We start from the raw sequence: 19261 nt of genomic DNA on the forward strand, positions 1-19261 counted from the left end.
TAGCGTGCGCTTTGTTCCTTATTAATAACCGTCCTCGAAAGTGTCTAGGATGGAAAACCGCACACGAAGCTTTTCAGGTTGAAGTGTCGCACTTGGCTTGACAATCTGTCTGATAATAAGATCCTATTAAATACTAAAGAAATTAATAACTTTAATGATGGTAGTGTTACAGAAAATTCAGATGTAACAACAATCGAAGTAATTAATGAGAATGAGGCAGAAATAAATGGTGAAAAGTACGATCTAAATGAGGTGATTTACAGTGATTCAAGCTATGAGAACACACCAATGAATCAAAGATTTTCATATACAGTTCTCGGGAGCGGAGGACGCTACTCTTACATTACTTGGGAGGATCGTTATACTCATATACTTCTCCCTACTCCATATACTACAACTATGACAACTGCTTCTGGAATTAAAAATAGGCTATCAATCGACGGCGCAATGTTTTTAGATACTGGTGGAGCAAAAGATGATGCAGTCACCAAGTCAGTACTTACAGATGGTCCGAATAAATTAGCAGTAATAAATTTCAAGCATTATGCTGGCGATGTTGTCGCAGCTAGAAATACCATTAATATAAATGCTCCCTTACTTATGGCCGCATTAGGGTTAACAGTTTTGACAGCAGCTAGTGTCGTTGGTGCTATTGGAGGAGCAATAGGTGTTGCTGGATTCGCTACTGCTATTTGGTCTGCGGGTAGCGATGCAAATAGTTCGATGGGTAGCGCTTATGCAATTCTACAAAGCATCTAATGAATAGAAAACGGTAATTTCAAGCACATAAGTAAAACTGATTAGCTAATCATTTTTACTTATGTGCAATTTTCATGTTAAACTACACATATTGGAATCAGGTAAATCAAGTGTTATGAAATGGAAAAATACTTAAATAAGTTGGAGGTGAATGGATATTACTTCGGAAATATTAATGATTATTTTGGTTAGTATATGGCCTTTGTTTATTTTATATACACTTATATATAAGAAATATAAAACAAAAAAAGAGAAGGTAGGAATAATAATAAGTGGTTTATTGTGGATAATATTCCTGATCGCTAATTTTATTATATAAGAGTTTTACAAGAGCCTCTGATTTCGTAACTAATCAGCCGACTAGATCCTCCTTTCCACCTTAATTCAATACGTACTGTAGTTTCTTAGTTATTTTACCTGCCAGTCAGTATTTTGCTTAACTCATTTGCAGCCTTATAGTCCACTCCATATGTATGGCTGTACCTATCCAAAGTGATGCCCACACTTGAATGGCTCAATCGCTCACTAACTAGCTTAGGGTGTACGTTCTGCTGGAGCAGAAGGCTCGCGTGCGTATGGCGAAGATCGTGGTATCGGATTCTAGGTAGTCTAGATTTTTGAAGCATATCACGCCAGCGGGATTCAAAATAGTACGGATTTACTGGACAGCCAAACTTGGTTTGTGTAATCAGCAGCGTCCATCTGGTGAGGTGTTGCATCACTCCGATCGAGGCAGTCAGTATACTTCTCATGACTACCAAGCCCGTCTAAAAATAAACAAAATGAAGGCTAGTATGAGTCGCAAAGGCAACTGCTATGACAATGCTTGCATCGAGGCGTTCCATAGCGTTCTTAAAAAGGAACTCATTTATTTGGAGCGGTTCAAGACACTCGAACAAGCATGCAGACGCATCATTGAATACATTCTCTGCTTCTACAATGCCAAACGTATTCATTCGACCATCGGGTATCTCACACCTAATGAATGCGAACGCAGGTACCGAATGGCTGCTTAACTCTCTCGGTTTCTTGTGTCTACTCTATTGACAGAGGTACATCCTGCTTGTTACGTTTTTGGTATTCGCTTTTTTAATAGGCTTAATGAGGGGTTATACGATACTGGGTATAACTTGGTCATAGTTAAATACAATTAGGTATTGTATTGTTGCATCACACGAATGATAATCAACAGTGCAGGAAGCCGGGTTTAAGAATGTGAAGCTTTATGCGGGGAGCTAGAGTGATTGGAGTAGCGACCCGCGGAACTCTGTCGCCACAGGCGACTATAGTATGCGGATTTTGAATACATCGCTATGTGGGCCGAGTGCCTGGGGCGATGTATTTTTATGCTTGAAATCAACAAAGAGACCGCGTGCAGTCTAGACGGCACGCGGTCCTTCTCATGTAAGCATGTTGATCGGACTTGCTTGCTCTAATAATAAGAGATGGAAAACCGCGCCGGACGCGGTTTGAAGGGCTGCAGCGGCCCAAATTTGCTAATTCGTTTAAAGCATCATTCCGATATCATGCTGGCCGACGATAAGCTTCACCGGCTCGAGGTAAACTCGCGTGAGCGGCGGTCGCGCGATGAGATCGATTTCGATATCCGTGATTTTATAACGAGCGATTTTACCATCCCTTTTATCGTAAACGACATTGAATTCCTTCAATCCTACTTGTTGAATCAGAACGGAGGACCCGATCGACAAGGCAGCCGTTTCGAACTTCCCATGATCGAACAACACTTCCGAAATAATTTCATCGTTCATATCCACAATCGTGACCTGTTGGCAAAACTGGTATTGCATGCGCAGACATCTCCTTTAGGTGGTATTGATGCAGAATGAGTGGATTGGATGCCCCATGCCGCTCTTCTTACTTTATCGGATAAATCGGGCTGTCAGTATAGCGTGATTTTTACCAATTCTTTTTATTCTCCTAAGCGTGTTAGTATACTTTCAAAGTAATATGCCACTTGGACCACCAAGGGATAGGATATAAACCGATTGAAGTTGGTTGTGAACAGTGTTACTCTAACAACGGTAAACTAAAGATCTATAGCTTGCCATACACCTAGTAATAGTCACTATTTTAGTTATAGAGAAAGGAAATACTATGATAAAAGTTGATAACTTATCCTTCTCATTTCCGCAAAAAGAACTATATAAAAACATATCATTTACGCTTGAGGAGGCACAACATTGCGCTTTTATAGGAACAAGCGGGAATGGTAAAAGTACATTAATAGATATTTTAATGGATCCAGAAAGATACTTGTTCGAAGGCAAGTTAGTAATAGACCCGACTTGCAAGATTGGACACGTAAGTCAATTTCCACAAATCGACACAACGAAAGAAACAACCGTTTATGAATATATAGGGGAAGAATTTATTAAGATACAAAATGAAATAACAGCTATTTGTACGGAGATGGAAACATCATCGGATATTGATTCCTTATTAGAAAAATATCAATTAGCTTTAGACGCATTGGATTTAATTGGCGGGGAGGATTTTGAAAGCAACCTTAATAAAAAACTTAATCTAGCCAACCTTATGAAGCTTAAAAATCTTAGCGTATCTGACCTGAGCGGTGGGGAATTCAAGCTCATTCAAGTGATGAAGGAAATGCTTAGTAGTCCAGACTTAATGATTATGGACGAACCAGATGTATTTCTAGACTTTGAAAACCTAAATGCGCTTAAGAATCTTATTAATTCTCACAAGGGAATGCTGCTAGTTGTTACGCACAACCGATATCTTTTGAATCATTGCTTCAACAAAGTTATACACCTTGAAAATACAGAAATCCAAGAGTTTGATGGGCGATATATGGATTATACCTTCTCATTACTTCAGACTAAAGTTGAGTTGCAAGAGCTCAAAGTTGCTGAGGATGAAGAAATAGAGAGAAACGAGCAAATCATTGATAATCTTAGAGCTATCGCAACTTATAATTCAGAAGCTTCTAGAGGCAAAGCATTAAAAGCTAGAGTCAAGTTTCAAGAAAGATTGGAAGCACGTAGAATTAAAGCGCCATTTGTTGATATTAAGCAACCGAATATTAGCTTTGGTATCGATAATGAAATTGAAGACGCCATTGTTGTAAATGTAAAAAATTATTGTGTTGCCTTTGATGAATTGCTTTTAGACAATGTTAACTTCGAGATAAAATCTACGGATAAAGTAGCCATTATTGGTTCGAACGGTACCGGGAAAACGACTTTACTCCGAGATATCTTTAAAAATAATCATGAATCAATTGAAATAAATGCTGATGTTAAAGAGGCTTATTTATCTCAAAATCAAGGCGAAGTGCTAAAGGTATCTAATACAATACTAGAAGAATTCATCGACGCTGGATTTAAGAGTTATGATGAAGTTAGAACGTATATTGCAAACTATGGTTTTGAAGGAGAAATCGTTAATCAAAAGATAAAATCTCTATCTGGTGGAGAAAAAAATATGCTTCAATTGGCTAAAGCTGCTGCCAGTAAAGCAAACGTATTGCTTCTTGATGAACCGACAAGCCACTTAGACATCTATTCCCAAATAGCACTGGAGAAAGCTATTGAAGGCTACAAAGGTGCGATTCTGATGATTTCTCATGATTTTTATTCTGTTGTAAATGGTATGGATTATGTTTTAATCATTGAGAATAAGACGATTAGGAAAATGACGATTAAAAAATTTAGACAGATGATTTATGCTAGTCATTTCGATAGGGACTATCTTGTAACGGAACAAAATAAAAGATTAGTTGAAATGAAAATAGAGTTGGCTTTAAAAGATACTGATTTTGAACTTGCAAAAGTATTGGTTGATGAGTTGGAAGAGCTGATTAAGTCGCTTTAAATTATAACCTTCTGATTACATTGAAGACCCTACAAGAATTAGAAGAACATATTAGGCATCTAGGACGATCACTATCAAGAACAAGAGCAGGTTATCGAAAAGATAGCCCGTTCTTTTTTTTGCGCGAAAAATGAGAAAAAGAATTTGACAAGTAGGTGGGAATGTAAAAAGGAAATTAAACTCGAAAGAAAAAGTTGCACTGTGGAACGGTTATGCAACTCCTGATATTAATGAGCGGCAACAGCATGATCAATAAGCTGAATAGGGACAATCAATAGCTGCCGATCCTAATGGCAATGTTCACTCTCTTTTTGAGATCAACCCAATTACGGAGCAATTCTAGCAAATGATAATATGCAATAAAGTTTCATAAATTTCAATGTAACTTGATAATGCTATCGGTTTACGGAAATAACGGGGAAAAAGATAAGAATATGGTACAATTTATTAAGATTAATTATAGCTTGTATATTTGAGAGGGGAAATTAACTTGCTGAAAAAGAAATGGTTAAGTACTGTAGGAATCGCATTATTAGCTTTAATGATGATCTCTGTGCAATATGTGCAGGCAGCTGGAATATCGTTGATCGTGAATGGAAGTTCAATAGAACAGAAGGTTCCTCCTGTCGTAAAGGATGGGAAGGTTCTTATTTCCGTTAAAAATGCTGCGGATATGTTTGAATCTAAGTATCGCTGGGACAATCAAACCAAGACATTGACGCTGTCTGATGACAAGTTTACCGTGTTATTCGTTCTTGAACGCGCATCGGCAATCGTTACTATCGGTACGGAGACTACGGAGGTAGCATTAGAGCAGTCGGCACAAATAGTGAATGGCAGCTTGATGGTTCCAGCTCGTTTCCTAGTGGAGTTATACGGAGGCAAGGTGGTGTGGGATCAGACGCTTCAAACATTACATATTACAATGGATGAAGCAATGGAGCCTGCTCTGCCTGGAGCTAAAGGCGACCAAGGCGATAAAGGTGACAAAGGCGAAACGGGGTCAACGGGAGCAACTGGGGCAGCAGGCGCCAAGGGTGATAAGGGAGACAAAGGCGATCCGGGAGCAACGGGTGCAACAGGAGCGGCAGGTGCCAAAGGTGATAAGGGAGATAAAGGCGATCCAGGTGCAGCAGGTCCAGTAGGCCCAGCGGGTCCGATAGGCGAGACGGGTTCTGCTGGTGCAACTGGACCAGCAGGGACTTCTTATACATCTGAAGGGTTTTCGGCTGCTGGTGCAACCACTGCAAATAGTAGTATGCAATTTATAAGTTGGAGTGTGGCTTCCCCACATTATTCGAGTCCTACGTTTAATGCTGCTACTGGGATATTTACGGCGCCGGAGACCGGCAAGTATGCCATAAATGCAACTGTTAACTATAATACAACTGCTTCACTCAGCGTAAGCCTAGGCAGCGGTGTCAACCCAATTTTCACCGTAAAGAAAAATGCCAACTCTGATTTAATAAAAGGTAACTTGCCTATTTTAAATGTTAATATGCCTTTAGTCTTAACTATGAGAGCCCTACTTGAGAGCGCAACGGTGACACTATCTGGTGATGTTCAGTTGCAAGCAGGCGATCAAGTTGGATTATATTATGAAGCTAACGGTCTTACCATTAATTTCAATATGGATGCGGTATGGTCGATTCATCGGTTGTCCTAAGACGAGGCTGTATGAGGAGAGGGCATACCTCTCAAAATAGAAATGCATATTACTAGAAATAAATCTGGGCCGTTCTCTTTGTGATATGCTCCCATCATAGTAGACAGAAGAAAAACAAAACCCCTACTTCTATCGTTATGGGAATTTTTTTAATTAAAAGAAATAAATAGATAAATACAGTGCCTCTTACCAGGTATATGCATGGATTCGTAAATATTAAGCAAGTGGCGCAGAGGCTGTACAGGACCTCCGGGGCCGAAAGAAGCCGCTAGAGGAGCTCAATGAACAGGACCGCTTAAAGCTTCAGATCAAGGAATTTGAAGCGCGCAATGAGTATCTGAATATGGAGAATGCACTCACAAAAAAGTTGGCAGAGATCCGGAGAAGAAATGAATCCCATAGCTGGAGTGTTTGGAGCTCGGATAGCGGGAATCTGGTGGCTCCGGGGGAACAATAAGAACTGAGAAGCATAAAATAGTATGTAAAAGTATAATACATCACCATGTGGACTTCGTGCCTTAGGCGATATATTCTTTATGTTTTGAGTTAACATGGAATCAACATGTAACCGTTGAAAATATTTTCATAGAGGCCGAAACTGAGCGTATGCTCTTATGTTCTCTGCTATAGTTCACTGTACAGATTCTGGTCAGTACTGATGGTACAAATTGGACTACAGTAGTGAACGTAACTAATAATACGAGCGGCATTACCGTAGACAAAATTACTGTAGTACCAGCTCGATATATTAAGTTGGTCGTTACGACGCCTACCCAAACCCAAAACGCTGCGGCAAGAATTTATGATTTTGAGGTATACGAAGCCATATCTTCAACATAGTGAAGGCAGCATGGATGCCCGAGGAAGAATCTTTAGCTGGAGCGATTGGAGTGCGGACTCATCTAACCCAATCGCTACCGGAGACGAGCAAACTCCGAAAAGCGTAAAATAGTATTTAAGATTTGAATACATCGTAATGTGGGCTGAATGCTCACGGCGATGTGTGTTTTTTTCTTAAAGTCAACAAAAAGTCAACGCTCGCTCTCTAAACACGCTTTCATGAATCTTTGGACCGGTCGCTTGTTTGTATGCTCTCTTATACATCGTACAGACTCTCGCATGTCGCTGCTCTCCCCCTTGTACGACAAGGCTTCGTGCTTGTGCGACAGCGTTTGACTTGAATGCCGATCATCTAATGCACGTGGATGCGATCTTCGCACAAGGCAGGGGCTGCTTTGATACAAGTTGTAAACTTGGCAAACCTCTGATCGAAAGGTTTCCTCAGTCATGATGTTGGGATGGAGCCAGTATCGGCTCAACTGCTGTTTTAAGTCCCTTTCTTTTTTGAAAGCGCCCTTCCATCATAATGGTGTTGCTTTCCTCGAAGGCATTGAGCAAGTGATGGAGGCTTTGCTTCCAGATTAGCCGAAAGGCTTGACCTTCATTAGGATTTATTAGGTTTGGCTCGTTAAGCACGAGGAGCTTGATGCGGTAATAACAAACCCGAAAAAAGCGCTATGTCGTTCTTCACAGACGACTTAGCGCTTTTTTCGCTTAAGTTTAGGACTACGGGTACGGGGAAGTTGCAAGCCGGAAGTGTTTGCTTAAGGTAAGCGGCGTTGTTCAAATGGCTTGCTTCCGATCCAAAAAGATTATGTGCTAATAGCAGACGGTGGTTGCTTGCCCAGCCCCGTTGGCTCCGCTTGGAGTAACGATTGGACAGAGGCTTGGGGCGGCTTAGCGGTCAGCAGATCAACCAAATAACGTATAGGCGAAGCCAAATGCTTGTTTTTGTGAAGGATGATTTGCGTGTAGAAGGAGGACAGTGCGTCCTCGCGTATCGTGAATCCTGCCAACTGCTCCTTTCGAAGCATGTCTGCCGCTGCGATTTTTGGAATCATGGCAATGCCCATCCCATATTGCACGCATTGCTTGATTCCCTCCAGGCTGCCCATCTCAGAGACGACCTTGTAGGATACCCCATTGTTGTCCATCGACCTCTCCAAGGCGCTGCGGTAGCAGCATCCCTTTTCCGTCAAAATGAAAGAGCTGTTCTCAAGCTCATGAATGCCTATGTTATTTCTGCCATGCAGCGGGTGATCCTTGGAGCAGATGAAGATAAGCTCCTCATTGCGCACGGTGATAGACTTAAGCTCCGGGTCTATTACAGGCATATCAAGTAAAATGCCGATATCCAACTCATTGTTCTTGATCTTGCGAATAACTTCATGATCGGATGTAGGGAAGAAGACGACGTTCGCTTGGGGATAGCGGCTGCGAAACGCCTGGAAATAAGGGGGCAAAAAGAAGGCGGCAAGAGTTTCGGTCGTACCGATTGCCAGACTAATATTAGCCCCGGAACTAAAGTGTTCCTGCGCTTGGTTATAGCCTTCCACGATCTGATCGGCGTAGACAAGCATTTGCATGCCGCTTGCTGTCAGTTTCAGCTTTCTGCTGCTGCGTTCAAATAGCTTTATGCCAAAATGATGCTCAAGCCGCTGTACCTGTACACTGACAGTCGGTTGCGCGTAACCGAGCCGCGCGGCAGCTTTCGTCAGATTCTGGCAGCGCGCGACCTCGCGAAAAGTAATGAAATATTGAATGTCCATAAGCTCCGCCTCAATCATTAAAATTGGCAATGAATAATATTGCAAACCATAGAGATTACATATGAATCTATTTACGTTATAGTATGACATGAACGCTCGGGAAGAGCAATCCATAGCGAACTATAGCGAACTAGAGAGGGATTTCATTATGCGTGATTCAGTTGCAACTACAGCTCTTTTTCGTGAAAAGGCCGCCGTCCCGCTTCTTGCGCTGGCCGTGCTGCTGGCTATTATGAACACCACTATGTTTAATGTGGCGCTGCCGGAAATTTCGCAAGCCTTTAACATGGGGGGATCATCCTTATCCTGGATTGTCAGCGGGTATTCCATCATGTACGCAATTGCTTCCATTACATATAGCAGGCTGGCCGATTTCCGCTCGCTGCGAGCGCTGCTTGTTGCTTGCCTGTTATGCTTCGGCATTGGCTCGATAATTGGTTATGGCAGCACGAATGCCGGTTTATTACTGGCAGGCAGGCTAATTCAGGCTATCGGCGCCGGAGGCGTCAAAGGACTTGCGCTTGTGCTAATCGGCCGGCATGTCCCGGCAGCCCGGCGAGGGCAGGCAGTAGCGTTAATTGTCTCCGCGACTTCGCTGGCTTTCGGTCTTGGTCCGCTCGCTGGCGGCATCCTGGCCCAGATCGGCGGATGGCGGAGTCTCTTTATCGTGACGGCAGTTGTGCTTCTACTCATCGTGCCCTTATACCGAAGTCTCCCAAGCGAAGCGGGTCGTCCCGGACAATTCGATTGGGGCGGCGCATGGCTTGTTGCCTGCTGCAGTTCAATGTTAATGCTGGCTATCTCGCATGGCTCGCTTGCTGCAACGTTGGCATTCATATTGGCTGTGGCATGGTTAGGCCGCCATATCAAGGGCAGTGCCCATCCCTTCATCGATCCTTCGCTTCTGGCAGACCGTCCCTTAATGCTATTGAATGGCATTGGCATGGCTGCCCATATGAATAATTTCACTCTGCTTTTTCTGCTGCCGCAAATGCTGGCGGATATCCATGGTCTGTCGCCGCTCCAGACCGGGCTAATGATATTTCCAGGAGCGTTACTCTCGGTCATTCTTGCCCGTTCTATAAGCTTGGCGCTCATACGCTATGGCGAGCGCAGGGTGATGATGCTTGCTCCATGGGGGATCATCTTGGGGGATGCCCTGCTGGCCCTGCTCAGTACCCGCTATGCATGGGTAGCGGGCGCGGCTTATTTGTTGACCATCGTCTGCTGTACGGCATTGAATGCTGGCGTAGCATCCGAGCTGCCCAAGCTCGTCTCCACGGCTCGCCTGGGCGGGGCGGTTGGCCTGCAGCAACTTTTCCAGTTCATAGGAGGAGCGGGGAGTGCCGCTGTGTGCGGCAGCTTGATGGCAGCAATGTTTGCCGGTTCGGCAGGGGCTGCTTTCGTATGGCTGTTCTGGGGACTGGCTATGCTCGGCGTACTGATCGCAATAGGCGGTATGGTTTATCGCAATCATTAAAATATTTAATGATAGATATTACATAACATAGACTATTATAATGAAAAAAATCTGATATACTATAAATATTCGCAGCGGATAACTTGGTATTAATTTTGGACGTACTCCTCGAAGGAGAGGTTCGCACCTTAACCTTACTCACACAAACCATCATCTTTTAAGGGGAGAACTATGTTGAAAAAACCAGTCTTTGCCGCTATTTTTCTTACTATCGTCATCCTTGCCCTGGCAGCATGCGGAACAAAAGCGCCAAACAATGGAAGTTCAGCCTCGCCTCCTGTCCAGACGGATGCTCCTGCAAGCGTGGCTGCAACGGAGGAGACCAACCCAGAGGATCGTATCATTAAACTGCTGGCCAATACGCCTAATCACAATGACGAGGTGGCGCCGATTTTGGCCAAGGAAGTGGAGAAGCTCGGCTTTAAGCTAGAATTCGAGGTGCCGACCGACAGTATTATTGCAAACAAGGAAGTGCTTGAAGGCTTCTACGATGTTGCAATAGGAAACCATACGGCTGCGCTTAATTCGTTTAATGAAGCTAATAATGGAAATCTTGTTCCGGCTTTTCTAACGACGTTTGCGCCAAACGGCATTTATTCCAAAAAATACGCTTCATTCGACGAACTGCCGGACGGAGCGACGATCAGCATTCCTGGCGACCAGGCCAACGGAGGTCGCCCGCTCCTTATTATGCAGGATGCCGGTCTGATCAAGATTAAGAAAGGCGTCGATGTAACGAAAATTACCCCTTCGGATATTATAGAAAACAATCACAAGTTCAAATTTAAAACGCTGGATACCGGGGTGCTATTGCGCGCTCTCGATGATGTGGAAGCGGGCTTCCTCTACCAAAGCCAGCGCGTCAGTGGCGGACTTAAGCTGGAGGATGCGCTGGGACTTGAAACGGATGAGGTTAAGGATTTCTATATTATTGCCGCTACTCGGCCCGAGCTTGTCGGCACGCCCAAGATTGAGGCTTTGAAGCAAGCTTACTACTCTGATGCCGTTAAGGAGTTTTATAAGACCAGATATGATGAAGGAAGCATCTACTATGCCTGGTAGAGAGGGAGGGATTGAGCATGAATCGCACTAGACGTTTGGCTCTAGCTTGCTCATTAAGCGTCGGAGGCAACCACTCCGGGCTGTGGCGGCATCCTAGCTACTGGTCTGATGCTTCCAGTAACATTGACTACTTTGTTTCCTCTGCACAGAAGGCGGAGCAGGGGAAGTTGGACTTTGTCTTTGTCGGAGATACCCTGTTTGTGAATGATCTCTCCGCGCCGCAGCTTATTAACCGGCTGGAGCCGCTCACATTGCTCTCGGTAATCGCTGGTGCGACCTCGCACATCGGGCTTGTCGGCACGCTGTCGACAACTTACCATGAACCATATCATACTGCCCGGATGTTTGGCTCATTGGACCACATTAGCAAGGGGAGGGCTGGCTGGAATGTCGTCACCTCCGCGCTTCCGGGGACGGCAGCCAACTTTAGCCGTGACAGTCATATGGAGCATGATCAACGCTATCAGCTTGCTGATGAATTCCTTGATGTGGTCAAGGGTCTGTGGGACTCATGGGAGGAAGGGGCCTTCGTTAGAGATAAGGATAGCGGCAGATATTATGATCCAAGCAAGCTGCACACTCTAAACTACAAGGGCAAATACTTTTCGGTTCGCGGTCCTCTGAGCCTGGAGCGTACCCCGCAAGGCAGACCGGTCATCGTTCAGGCGGGTTCATCGGAGGCAGGCAAGGATTTCGCGGCTAAGCATGCGGAAATCGTCTTCACACATCAGCATGGAATTGAAGATGCCAAGCGCTTCTATCAGGACATTAAGGAGAGGGTTGCGCGATTCGGGCGCAACCCGGAAGAGGTGCTTGTCCTCCCGGGCATAAGCGCCATCGTAGCGGACAATGAAGCAGACTTGCAACGCAAGCATGCGGAAATCGACGGCTTAGCTAATATTGAGGAGGCACTGAAGGACCTTGGAAAGTACTTCAAGGATACGGCGCTCAGCCGCATTCCGCTTGATGCACCGCTGCTGCCCCATCTGGATGCGTTAATTACGGATGGGTTTCAGTCTGAGGTGCTGCGTATTGAGAAGCTGATTCGCGCGGAGAATCTGACACTTCGCGAGCTGGCTCTGCGTCTTGCTGCACGGTCAGGACGCAATCCTTTTGCCGGGACGGCTGAGCATGTAGCAAATACGATTCAGCAATGGTACGAAGAAGAGGCGGCGGATGGCTTCATTGTCAGTTCAGGGCCGATAGTCCCTGAAGGCATCCATGAGTTCGTTGATCTGGTAGTCCCCCTATTGCAGAATCGTGGACTATTTCGCTCGGAGTACAGCGCAGGAACGCTGCGGGGGCATTTGGGGCTGACTGTTCCTCCGAATCGTTACTCGATGGTCCCCATTAAGTAGAAGCTGCGCTAGCCATACATGTATAGATTGGAGGATAGCGGCAGATGATTACACTTCGCAATATTAATAAGAGCTTTGACACGCCTTCCGGGTCTCTTGCTGCAGTGAAGGATGTATCTCTGAATATTGAGAAAGGGGATATATACGGAATCATAGGTTTTAGCGGGGCGGGCAAATCAACCCTCCTGCGCACGATTAACTTGCTTGAGCGTCCGGATAGCGGCACGGTCATCGTCGATGGCAAGCCGCTCGCAGAGCTTAGCAAGGGGCAATTGCGGCAGGAACGGCAGGGAATCGGCATGATCTTTCAACATTTTCACTTGTTGAACAACCTTACCGTATTTGATAATGTCGCCTTTCCGCTGAAGGTTGCCGGCATGCCTAAGGCAGAGCGCAGGAGGCGCGTCGAGGAGTGCTTAGGAATCCTGGATATAGCCGACAAAATCAATACCTATCCATCCAAGCTGAGCGGAGGGCAGAAGCAGCGTGTGGCAATCGCCCGTTCAATTGCTAATCGCCCTGGGGTATTGCTATGCGATGAGCCTACCTCTTCTGTGGATCCGCAGACAACGGGAGATATTCTAAAGTACCTTGCGCAAATTAATCGCCAGCTTGGCATTACGATTGTACTTGTGACGCATGAGATGGATGTGGTCAGGGCGATATGCAATAAGGTAGCCGTTATGGAGCAAGGCATCATAGTAGAGAATTTTTCCATGAATGATCAGAACTATCTGCCAAAGTCCAAAATTGCCAGCTTTCTGTTTAAACGGGATAATTTTTATGCGGACGAAGTGGGGGTAAGCTTGCATGGATGAGGCCATTAAAGAGATTTCAAAGGCAATGCCTGACTTTTGGGTTGCATTTGGCGAGTCATGGTACATGCTTTTAATTTCGATTCCAATTACGGTCGCAATAGGAGTGCCGCTGGGCACAATCCTCTATTTTATTCGTCCTGGCTCAAGGATTAAAGCGCCTAGAACTTACGTCATTCTGAACGGGATCGTCAACATAATTCGTTCCTTCCCGTTTATCGTGCTGCTGGTGGCCATTATTCCTTTAACGCGATTAATTGTCGGTACGGCGCTTGGGACTACGGCTGTCATTGTACCGCTCGTTATTGCCTCCACGCCTTATTTTGCCAGATTCGTTGAACAAAGCTTGCTGGACGTCAATCGCGGGCTCATCGAAGCGGCCGAGTCGATGGGCGCAAGCTGGCCGCGGATCATCTGGAGCGTGCTGTATGTCGAAGCGAGGGCAGGTATCGCCAACTCCATTATCATTATTTTGGTTAGCTTCCTTAACTACTCGTCTGTGGCGGGTCTTGTTGGAGGAGGAGGGCTAGGGGACTTTGCCTTGCGTTACGGCTACCAACGTTATGAGACGTATACGATGGCCTTCACAATCATCGTTATTGTTGTGTGCGTACAGCTATTCCAGTTTACGGGAAACTATCTCGTCAGCAGGCTGGACAAGCGCTTATAACACGGCGCATGCCTATATAGAAAGTTAATTACAAGAAGACAACTTCAAGGAGGGCTATTGTTATGGCTATAAAAACACAACTGCAACAATTAATTGCCAATTATCGTTCGGGAGGAGAAGCGCTGGCAGAGGCGGTACGGGGCCTGAACGAAGGGGAACTGCTTCACCATCGATTGCCGGAGAAATGGTCGATTAAGCAAATCGCGATTCATTTGGCGGATGCGGAGCTGGCAGTATCCTTCCGCGTACGCAACATTCTCTCGGAGAACTCTCCTCCTCTGCAAGTCTTTGAACAGGATAATTGGACCAATACGCTTGATTATGAGGCGCTTGACCTTGAGGCTGCACTGCAGCGCTTCCAGTTGCTGAGGGCGGCCAACAGCGAACTGCTGGAGCGATTAAGCGAAGAAGCATGGACTCGTACCGGAGAACATCCTGAGAATGGTTTGATAACGCTGGAAGGGTTGATTGCTGGCCAAATCGCTCACCTGCAGGGCCATATTGAACAAATAGACGTTAGTCTGCAAGACTACCGCAGCAGGTAATTGGAAATGTATCAGAGGATTGAGGTAGAGGATTTTGTTCAAAAGGAGAGGGAAGCGAAGCTGGTGGCCTTGGCTGACCGCCTCGCTGTACGATTCGCCGAGCGGGCGTCCAAGCATGACCGGGAAGGCTCCTTCCCAATCGAGAACTTCGAGGAATTGAGGCAAGAGGGCTGCATGAAGCTGACTGTCCCTCGTGAATTCGGCGGTGATGAATTATCGCTCTATGAGCTGGTGCTGTTCTTGGAGCGAATCGCCAAGGGCGATGGCTCTACGGCAATCGCTCTCGGCTGGCATTTGGGCTCCATTCTTCATTTTCGTACGACACGCCACTGGCCGGCGCATCTGTTTGAACGCTTGTGCAGAAGGGCAGTGACGGCTGGCGAGCTGTACAACGGATACGCTAGTGAGTCCGGGGTCGGCAGTCCTAGCCGTGGAATGAAGCCAAGAACAGTCGCCTCGCGCACAGAAGGGGGATGGCTGCTTAGCGGCAGGAAAACGTACAGCACGCTTCTCCCGATTATTAATCATTTTAGTGTCAGTGCCAGTCTGGAAGGCGAGGGGGCTACAGGGGATTTCTACGTGGACCGCTCGGAGGGAGTGGGCATGGAGGAGACGTGGGATACGCTTGGCATGCGTTCGACAGGCAGCCATGACCTGCTGCTGGATCGGGTGTTCGTCCCCGAGTCATCGCTCATTTCGCTAACCCCTGACGGGCAGAGTCGCCAGCGTCCGAATGACGGGTTGGGCTATCTATTGTTCATAGCTGCTTGTTACACAGGGCTAGCCACTGCCGCAAGGGATTATACAGTAACATTCGCTCGCACGTATAAGCCTGACAGTCTGGGCACTGCGATTGGAGAGCTGCCGCTCATCCAGCAGCAGATTGGCTTAATAGAGGCGGATTTGATCACCGTACGAACGATGTTGTACACGATGGCGAGAAGGTGGGATCAGGAACCGGAGCAACGCGCACAGTTGAAGGCCGATCTTGGGCTTGCCAAGTATATGGCGACGAATCGCGCCCTGCAGATTGCTGATCGTGCCATGCGGGTGGTTGGCGGCTCCAGCATGTTCCGCTCCAATCCACTGGAACGAATATACAGGGACATCCGGGCAGGTGTGCACAACCCGCCGCTCGATGACCTTGTGCTGAGGGAGCTCGCCCGAAGAGCGCTTGAAGAGCCTGGTGTCTAGCGTTACGATCCTGGTGAAGGAGGAGTCACAATGAATGACATAGTCAAGCACTTGCAATCCCATCGTTCCATTCGCAAATTCAAGCCGGATACAATCTCGGAGGAGCAGTTAGGGCAGATTATGGCTAGTGCTCAGGCTGCTTCAACTTCTTCAAATATACAAGCCTATAGTGTTATAGGCGTTCGCGATACCAGCAAGAAGCGCGATCTGGCGAAACTGGCCGGAGGGCAGCGGCATGTTGAGGAATGTCCACTGTTTCTGGTCTGGTGCGCTGACCTACATCGCGCACAAGTTGCTGTGCGAATGCATACATCTGATATCGAGCTTGAACTGCATCAGAACGTCGAGACATTTCTTGTCGCGACAGTGGATGCCGCTTTGGCTGCGCAAAATGCAGCCGTAGCGGCAGAAGCGCTAGGGCTTGGCACTGTTTTCATCGGAGGTATTCGCAACGATATGCAGCAGGTTGTCGATTTGCTTCACTTGCCGCGGCTTGTCTACCCGGTATTCGGCATGTGCATTGGCATCTCGGACCAGCTGCCAACGAAGCGCCCGCGCCTTCCTGTACAGTCAGTCTATCATGACGAGCGCTATAGCGACTCTGGATTTGCCGGCGATATTCATGCGTATGATGAGACACTGGGGCAGTATTATGCCAGTCGAACTGGTGAAGGCAAGCAGGCCAGTTGGTCAGGCGAGATGGAGGCGAGGCTTCGTCAGAACCGTCTGCGTCCCGAGCTTTACGCCGTTATTAAGAGCCAGGGATTCTGTTTTCAATAATCAGCCAGCAGCTACAATAATGGCATATAATGTGAACCTATTGGCATGGGATTGACTAATCGATGCTCTAGTAAGTGCTGCAAGCACACAAATAAGGCCGGTAGCCTCTATACTTGGGGGAGCTATACCGGCTTTATTTGGTTGCTTGAATTATCTCATATTCCTCGAAAAAGCTACGCTGCATCAAAATTTTGACCACCCGAATACCTGCCTCAAAATCTTGCGCATCCAGTAAGCAATTATTGTCTCCGGGGTCCATGTACCGGGATTCTGCAAGTATTGCTTGTATTGATCGGTGATGATATAAGTCCAAGTGGAAGCAGGGCTTTTCAGTCCGAATTTTTCCCACATCGCCGGATCATTCGAACCTCCGAGCTTTGCGAGCATATTCGCCGACTCTCTATTTATTTTAGCCGGAATTTGCTCGTAGGCTTGGATGATTTGCGCATGAAATTCGTCGAGCGGATTATGGTTAACAAGGCTCGTTAAATGGATGCCTTCGCGAATGTAAGAAACATATGCCAGATGGTCAGCCCAGAGCTTGTCGATAAAATAAAGCCGTACCCGCTGCTCCGAAGGGCTCATCGGTGTCTCGCCTTTCAAAATTCCGAGCCGCTCCTCGTATAGCATACGCCTCTGATCCTCCACCATATCCGAATAACCGTTCAGCTCCTGACGGATATGGAAGTTTTGACCCATAATAACACGCTGAATATGGTCAATTTTGCTATGGAGCACCGACTCTTCGAGAGTCTCATCCTGCCTAAGACCCCGTATCGCTTTATCGATGCCGAACCTAAGCAGCAACTCGTCTTCCAAGCTTACGAAAAATACAGAAGCTCCCGGATCCCCTTGGCGTCCGGATCGCCCGCGCAACTGGTTGTCGATCCGGACGCTTTGGTGCATATGCGTACCAATCACGTACAACCCGCCCAGCTTGGCGACAGCTTCTGCTTGCGTGGGGCTGCCGCCGCCGAGCCGAATGTCGACGCCGCGTCCCGCCATATTCGTGGACACCGTCACGGCGCCGATCTCTCCCGCTTTGGCGATGAGCTCGGCTTCTTTTGCGTCGTTTTTCGCATTCAGAACATGGCAAGGTACGCCGGCAACTGCTAGCGCTTCCGCCAGCATGTCAGACTCCTCGACGCTTGACGTACCAATGAGAATCGGACGTCCCGCCCTATGGACGGACGAGATTTCTTGTACAAGCGCCTTAAATTTAGCTTCTTTATGGGTATAAATCCGGTGTGGATGATCGATCCGTATGTTTGGCCGGTTCGGCGGAATATGCACGACCTGAAGCTCATAAATAACTTCGAATTCCACCGCGGAAGCTTGCGCGGTAGCCGTCATTCCGCAAATTTTTGGATATAGGCTAAGGAAATGTTGAAGGGTGATCGTACCGAGAATGATCCCGCCGGCTTTCGCCTGCAGCCCTTCTTTGGCCGAAAGCGCGGCTTGCAGCCCGTCCGGCAAATGCCTGTTCTCCGCCACGCGGCCGGTATATTCGTCGATCAGCTCGATTTTACCGTCCCGGACGATGTAATCGACGTCTTTTTTCAATAACAATTCCGCATGCAGCGCATTATTTAACGACATTAACAAATGACTATTATGGCTATCGTACAAATTGCCGCATCCGAGCAGCGACTCTGCTTTCGCAGAGCCTGCTTCATTCAAGTAAACGTTCCGCTGGAACTCGTCGAAATCGTAATCCTCATCTTGCGCGAGCTGCCTGGCTACTTCTGCAAAAAGAATGCCGTCGTTGTCGGAAGAGCCCGGCTCGCCAGCGATGACTAGCGGCACCCGCGCCTCGTCAAGAAGCAGTGAATCCGCTTCGTCGACGATGACGTAGTGGAAGGGACGATGCACGGTATCGGCTTCGTCTAAAGCAATCGTGTCGCGCAAATAATCGAATCCCGCCTCTTTGGCCGTAACATAGGTTATATCGGCGGCGTACGCTTCCCGTTTCTCGGGCAAGCTCATGCCCGCTTGAACCGCGCTTACCGTTAACCCGAGGAAACGATAGATCGGCCCCATCCAATCCGCATCCCGATTTGCCAAATAATTGTTGAAAGTCAGCACATGAACGCCTTCACCGGTTAGAGCATGTAGATAAGCAGGCATAACAGCAGAGAGCGTTTTTCCTTCGCCGGTATGCTGCTCGATCAAAAATCCCTCGTGCAGAGCGATGGCAGCCATGATCTGGACATCGTAGGGCTGCAATCCGAGCGTTCTCTTCGCTGCCTCGCAGACTAGCGCATAGGCATCGACAAGCAGCCCGTCCAAAGGCGTACCCGATGTAGCTTCCTTTTTCAGCCGGAGAGACTCCGCTTGCAGCCGCTGATCGTCCCAAGCTCCCAAATTCCGTTTCCTGATGAGCTCCGCTTTGTCCCGATAGCCTTTCAGCTTATGCCGGGTATCTCGGTCTTTGAATTCTCGCATCAACTTGACGGCTAAATTCATCG

General features: G+C 47.0%; 16 protein-coding genes and 2 pseudogenes. 14 read left to right on the forward strand and 4 right to left on the reverse strand.

The genetic code is table 11. From position 1 onward, the window contains the following. Positions 1-101, forward strand: a pseudogene (locus AC50Y5_RS30315) (IS30 family transposase); the annotation flags it as partial. Then, complete coding sequence (locus AC50Y5_RS30320; protein ID WP_494865235.1) at positions 79-759, forward strand: hypothetical protein; 681 nt, start codon at positions 79-81, stop codon at positions 757-759. The pseudogene AC50Y5_RS30315 and the gene AC50Y5_RS30320, both read left to right, overlap by 23 nt. 413 nt (positions 760-1172) lie before the next feature. Here AC50Y5_RS30320 and AC50Y5_RS30325 read toward each other — a convergent pair whose 3' ends face one another. Further along, positions 1173-1511 carry a tyrosine-type recombinase/integrase gene (locus tag AC50Y5_RS30325; RefSeq protein WP_081418712.1) on the reverse strand — a complete coding sequence of 113 codons (339 nt, stop codon included), beginning with the start codon at positions 1509-1511 and terminating at the stop codon, positions 1173-1175. On the opposite strand from AC50Y5_RS30325, the pseudogene AC50Y5_RS30330 reads away from it, so the two are divergent. Continuing rightward, positions 1452-1775: pseudogene (locus AC50Y5_RS30330) on the forward strand (integrase core domain-containing protein); the annotation flags it as partial. The gene AC50Y5_RS30325 and the pseudogene AC50Y5_RS30330 sit on opposite strands and share 60 nt — an antisense overlap. Before the next feature lie 489 nt (positions 1776-2264). On the opposite strand, the gene AC50Y5_RS30335 reads toward AC50Y5_RS30330, so the two are convergent. Then, a complete protein-coding gene (locus tag AC50Y5_RS30335) occupies positions 2265-2567 on the reverse strand; it encodes a hypothetical protein (RefSeq protein ID WP_056031694.1) in 303 nt (100 codons plus the stop codon). 307 nt (positions 2568-2874) lie between these two features. Here AC50Y5_RS30335 and AC50Y5_RS30340 point away from each other — a divergent pair, with 307 nt between their 5' ends. The 3 genes from AC50Y5_RS30340 (at position 2875) to AC50Y5_RS30350 (ending at position 7120) form a co-directional block, all read left to right on the forward strand. Further along, positions 2875-4614: an ABC-F family ATP-binding cassette domain-containing protein gene (locus AC50Y5_RS30340; RefSeq protein ID WP_494865238.1), complete on the forward strand. Its 1740-nt coding sequence runs from the start codon at positions 2875-2877 to the stop codon at positions 4612-4614. Positions 4615-5104: 490 nt separating this feature from the next. Beyond that, a complete protein-coding gene (locus tag AC50Y5_RS30345; RefSeq protein ID WP_494865240.1) occupies positions 5105-6280 on the forward strand; it encodes a copper amine oxidase N-terminal domain-containing protein in 1176 nt (391 codons plus the stop codon). A 645-nt stretch (positions 6281-6925) separates the two neighbouring features. Then, entirely contained in the window at positions 6926-7120 is a 195-nt protein-coding gene (locus AC50Y5_RS30350) for a discoidin domain-containing protein (protein WP_494865432.1), read from the forward strand. Between the two features lie 812 nt (positions 7121-7932). Here the strand turns inward: AC50Y5_RS30350 and AC50Y5_RS30355 are convergent. Beyond that, on the reverse strand, positions 7933-8889 hold the full coding sequence (locus AC50Y5_RS30355) for a LysR family transcriptional regulator (RefSeq protein WP_063892474.1): 957 nt from the start codon (positions 8887-8889) through the stop codon (positions 7933-7935). 148 nt (positions 8890-9037) lie between these two features. Between AC50Y5_RS30355 and AC50Y5_RS30360 the strand changes: the two genes are divergently transcribed. The 8 genes from AC50Y5_RS30360 (at position 9038) to nfsA (ending at position 16793) form a co-directional block, all read left to right on the forward strand. Next, on the forward strand, positions 9038-10369 hold the full coding sequence (locus tag AC50Y5_RS30360) for an MFS transporter (RefSeq protein WP_494865242.1): 1332 nt from the start codon (positions 9038-9040) through the stop codon (positions 10367-10369). A gap of 171 nt (positions 10370-10540) precedes the next feature. Then, a complete protein-coding gene (locus AC50Y5_RS30365; RefSeq protein WP_494865244.1) occupies positions 10541-11431 on the forward strand; it encodes a MetQ/NlpA family ABC transporter substrate-binding protein in 891 nt (296 codons plus the stop codon). A gap of 17 nt (positions 11432-11448) precedes the next feature. Further along, positions 11449-12789, forward strand: a complete 1341-nt coding sequence (locus AC50Y5_RS30370; protein ID WP_056031678.1) for an LLM class flavin-dependent oxidoreductase — start codon at positions 11449-11451, stop codon at positions 12787-12789. Between the two features lie 44 nt (positions 12790-12833). Further along, on the forward strand, positions 12834-13607 hold the full coding sequence (locus AC50Y5_RS30375; RefSeq protein WP_056031675.1) for a methionine ABC transporter ATP-binding protein: 774 nt from the start codon (positions 12834-12836) through the stop codon (positions 13605-13607). Beyond that, complete coding sequence (locus tag AC50Y5_RS30380; protein WP_056031672.1) at positions 13600-14274, forward strand: methionine ABC transporter permease; 675 nt, start codon at positions 13600-13602, stop codon at positions 14272-14274. Before AC50Y5_RS30375 ends, AC50Y5_RS30380 begins: the two co-directional genes overlap by 8 nt. Positions 14275-14336: 62 nt before the next feature. Next, entirely contained in the window at positions 14337-14819 is a 483-nt protein-coding gene (locus tag AC50Y5_RS30385) for a DinB family protein (protein WP_494865248.1), read from the forward strand. A gap of 6 nt (positions 14820-14825) precedes the next feature. Next, entirely contained in the window at positions 14826-16013 is a 1188-nt protein-coding gene (locus AC50Y5_RS30390) for an acyl-CoA dehydrogenase family protein (RefSeq protein WP_494865250.1), read from the forward strand. A 30-nt stretch (positions 16014-16043) separates the two neighbouring features. Further along, positions 16044-16793: an oxygen-insensitive NADPH nitroreductase gene (nfsA, locus tag AC50Y5_RS30395; RefSeq protein WP_494865251.1), complete on the forward strand. Its 750-nt coding sequence runs from the start codon at positions 16044-16046 to the stop codon at positions 16791-16793. Positions 16794-16976: 183 nt separating this feature from the next. Here nfsA and AC50Y5_RS30400 read toward each other — a convergent pair whose 3' ends face one another. Then, the gene (locus AC50Y5_RS30400; protein WP_494865253.1) at positions 16977-19259 is read right to left on the reverse strand and encodes a preprotein translocase subunit SecA; all 2283 of its coding nucleotides are present in this window, start codon (positions 19257-19259) and stop codon (positions 16977-16979) included. Between the last annotated feature and the right edge of the window lie 2 nt (positions 19260-19261).

This window comes from Paenibacillus sp. JT22N7, assembly GCF_059383875.1.

Coding starts and splice junctions, on each gene's coding strand:
- AC50Y5_RS30325 (WP_081418712.1), bottom strand. CDS start 1,511: ATGAGAAGTATACTGACTGCCTCGATCGGAGTGATGCAACACCTCACC.
- AC50Y5_RS30335 (WP_056031694.1), bottom strand. CDS start 2,567: ATGCAATACCAGTTTTGCCAACAGGTCACGATTGTGGATATGAACGAT.
- AC50Y5_RS30340 (WP_494865238.1), top strand. CDS start 2,875: ATGATAAAAGTTGATAACTTATCCTTCTCATTTCCGCAAAAAGAACTA.
- AC50Y5_RS30355 (WP_063892474.1), bottom strand. CDS start 8,889: ATGGACATTCAATATTTCATTACTTTTCGCGAGGTCGCGCGCTGCCAG.
- AC50Y5_RS30360 (WP_494865242.1), top strand. CDS start 9,038: ATGCGTGATTCAGTTGCAACTACAGCTCTTTTTCGTGAAAAGGCCGCC.
- AC50Y5_RS30365 (WP_494865244.1), top strand. CDS start 10,541: ATGTTGAAAAAACCAGTCTTTGCCGCTATTTTTCTTACTATCGTCATC.
- AC50Y5_RS30370 (WP_056031678.1), top strand. CDS start 11,449: ATGAATCGCACTAGACGTTTGGCTCTAGCTTGCTCATTAAGCGTCGGA.
- AC50Y5_RS30375 (WP_056031675.1), top strand. CDS start 12,834: ATGATTACACTTCGCAATATTAATAAGAGCTTTGACACGCCTTCCGGG.
- AC50Y5_RS30380 (WP_056031672.1), top strand. CDS start 13,600: ATGGATGAGGCCATTAAAGAGATTTCAAAGGCAATGCCTGACTTTTGG.
- AC50Y5_RS30385 (WP_494865248.1), top strand. CDS start 14,337: ATGGCTATAAAAACACAACTGCAACAATTAATTGCCAATTATCGTTCG.
- AC50Y5_RS30390 (WP_494865250.1), top strand. CDS start 14,826: ATGTATCAGAGGATTGAGGTAGAGGATTTTGTTCAAAAGGAGAGGGAA.
- nfsA (WP_494865251.1), top strand. CDS start 16,044: ATGAATGACATAGTCAAGCACTTGCAATCCCATCGTTCCATTCGCAAA.
- AC50Y5_RS30400 (WP_494865253.1), bottom strand. CDS start 19,259: ATGAATTTAGCCGTCAAGTTGATGCGAGAATTCAAAGACCGAGATACC.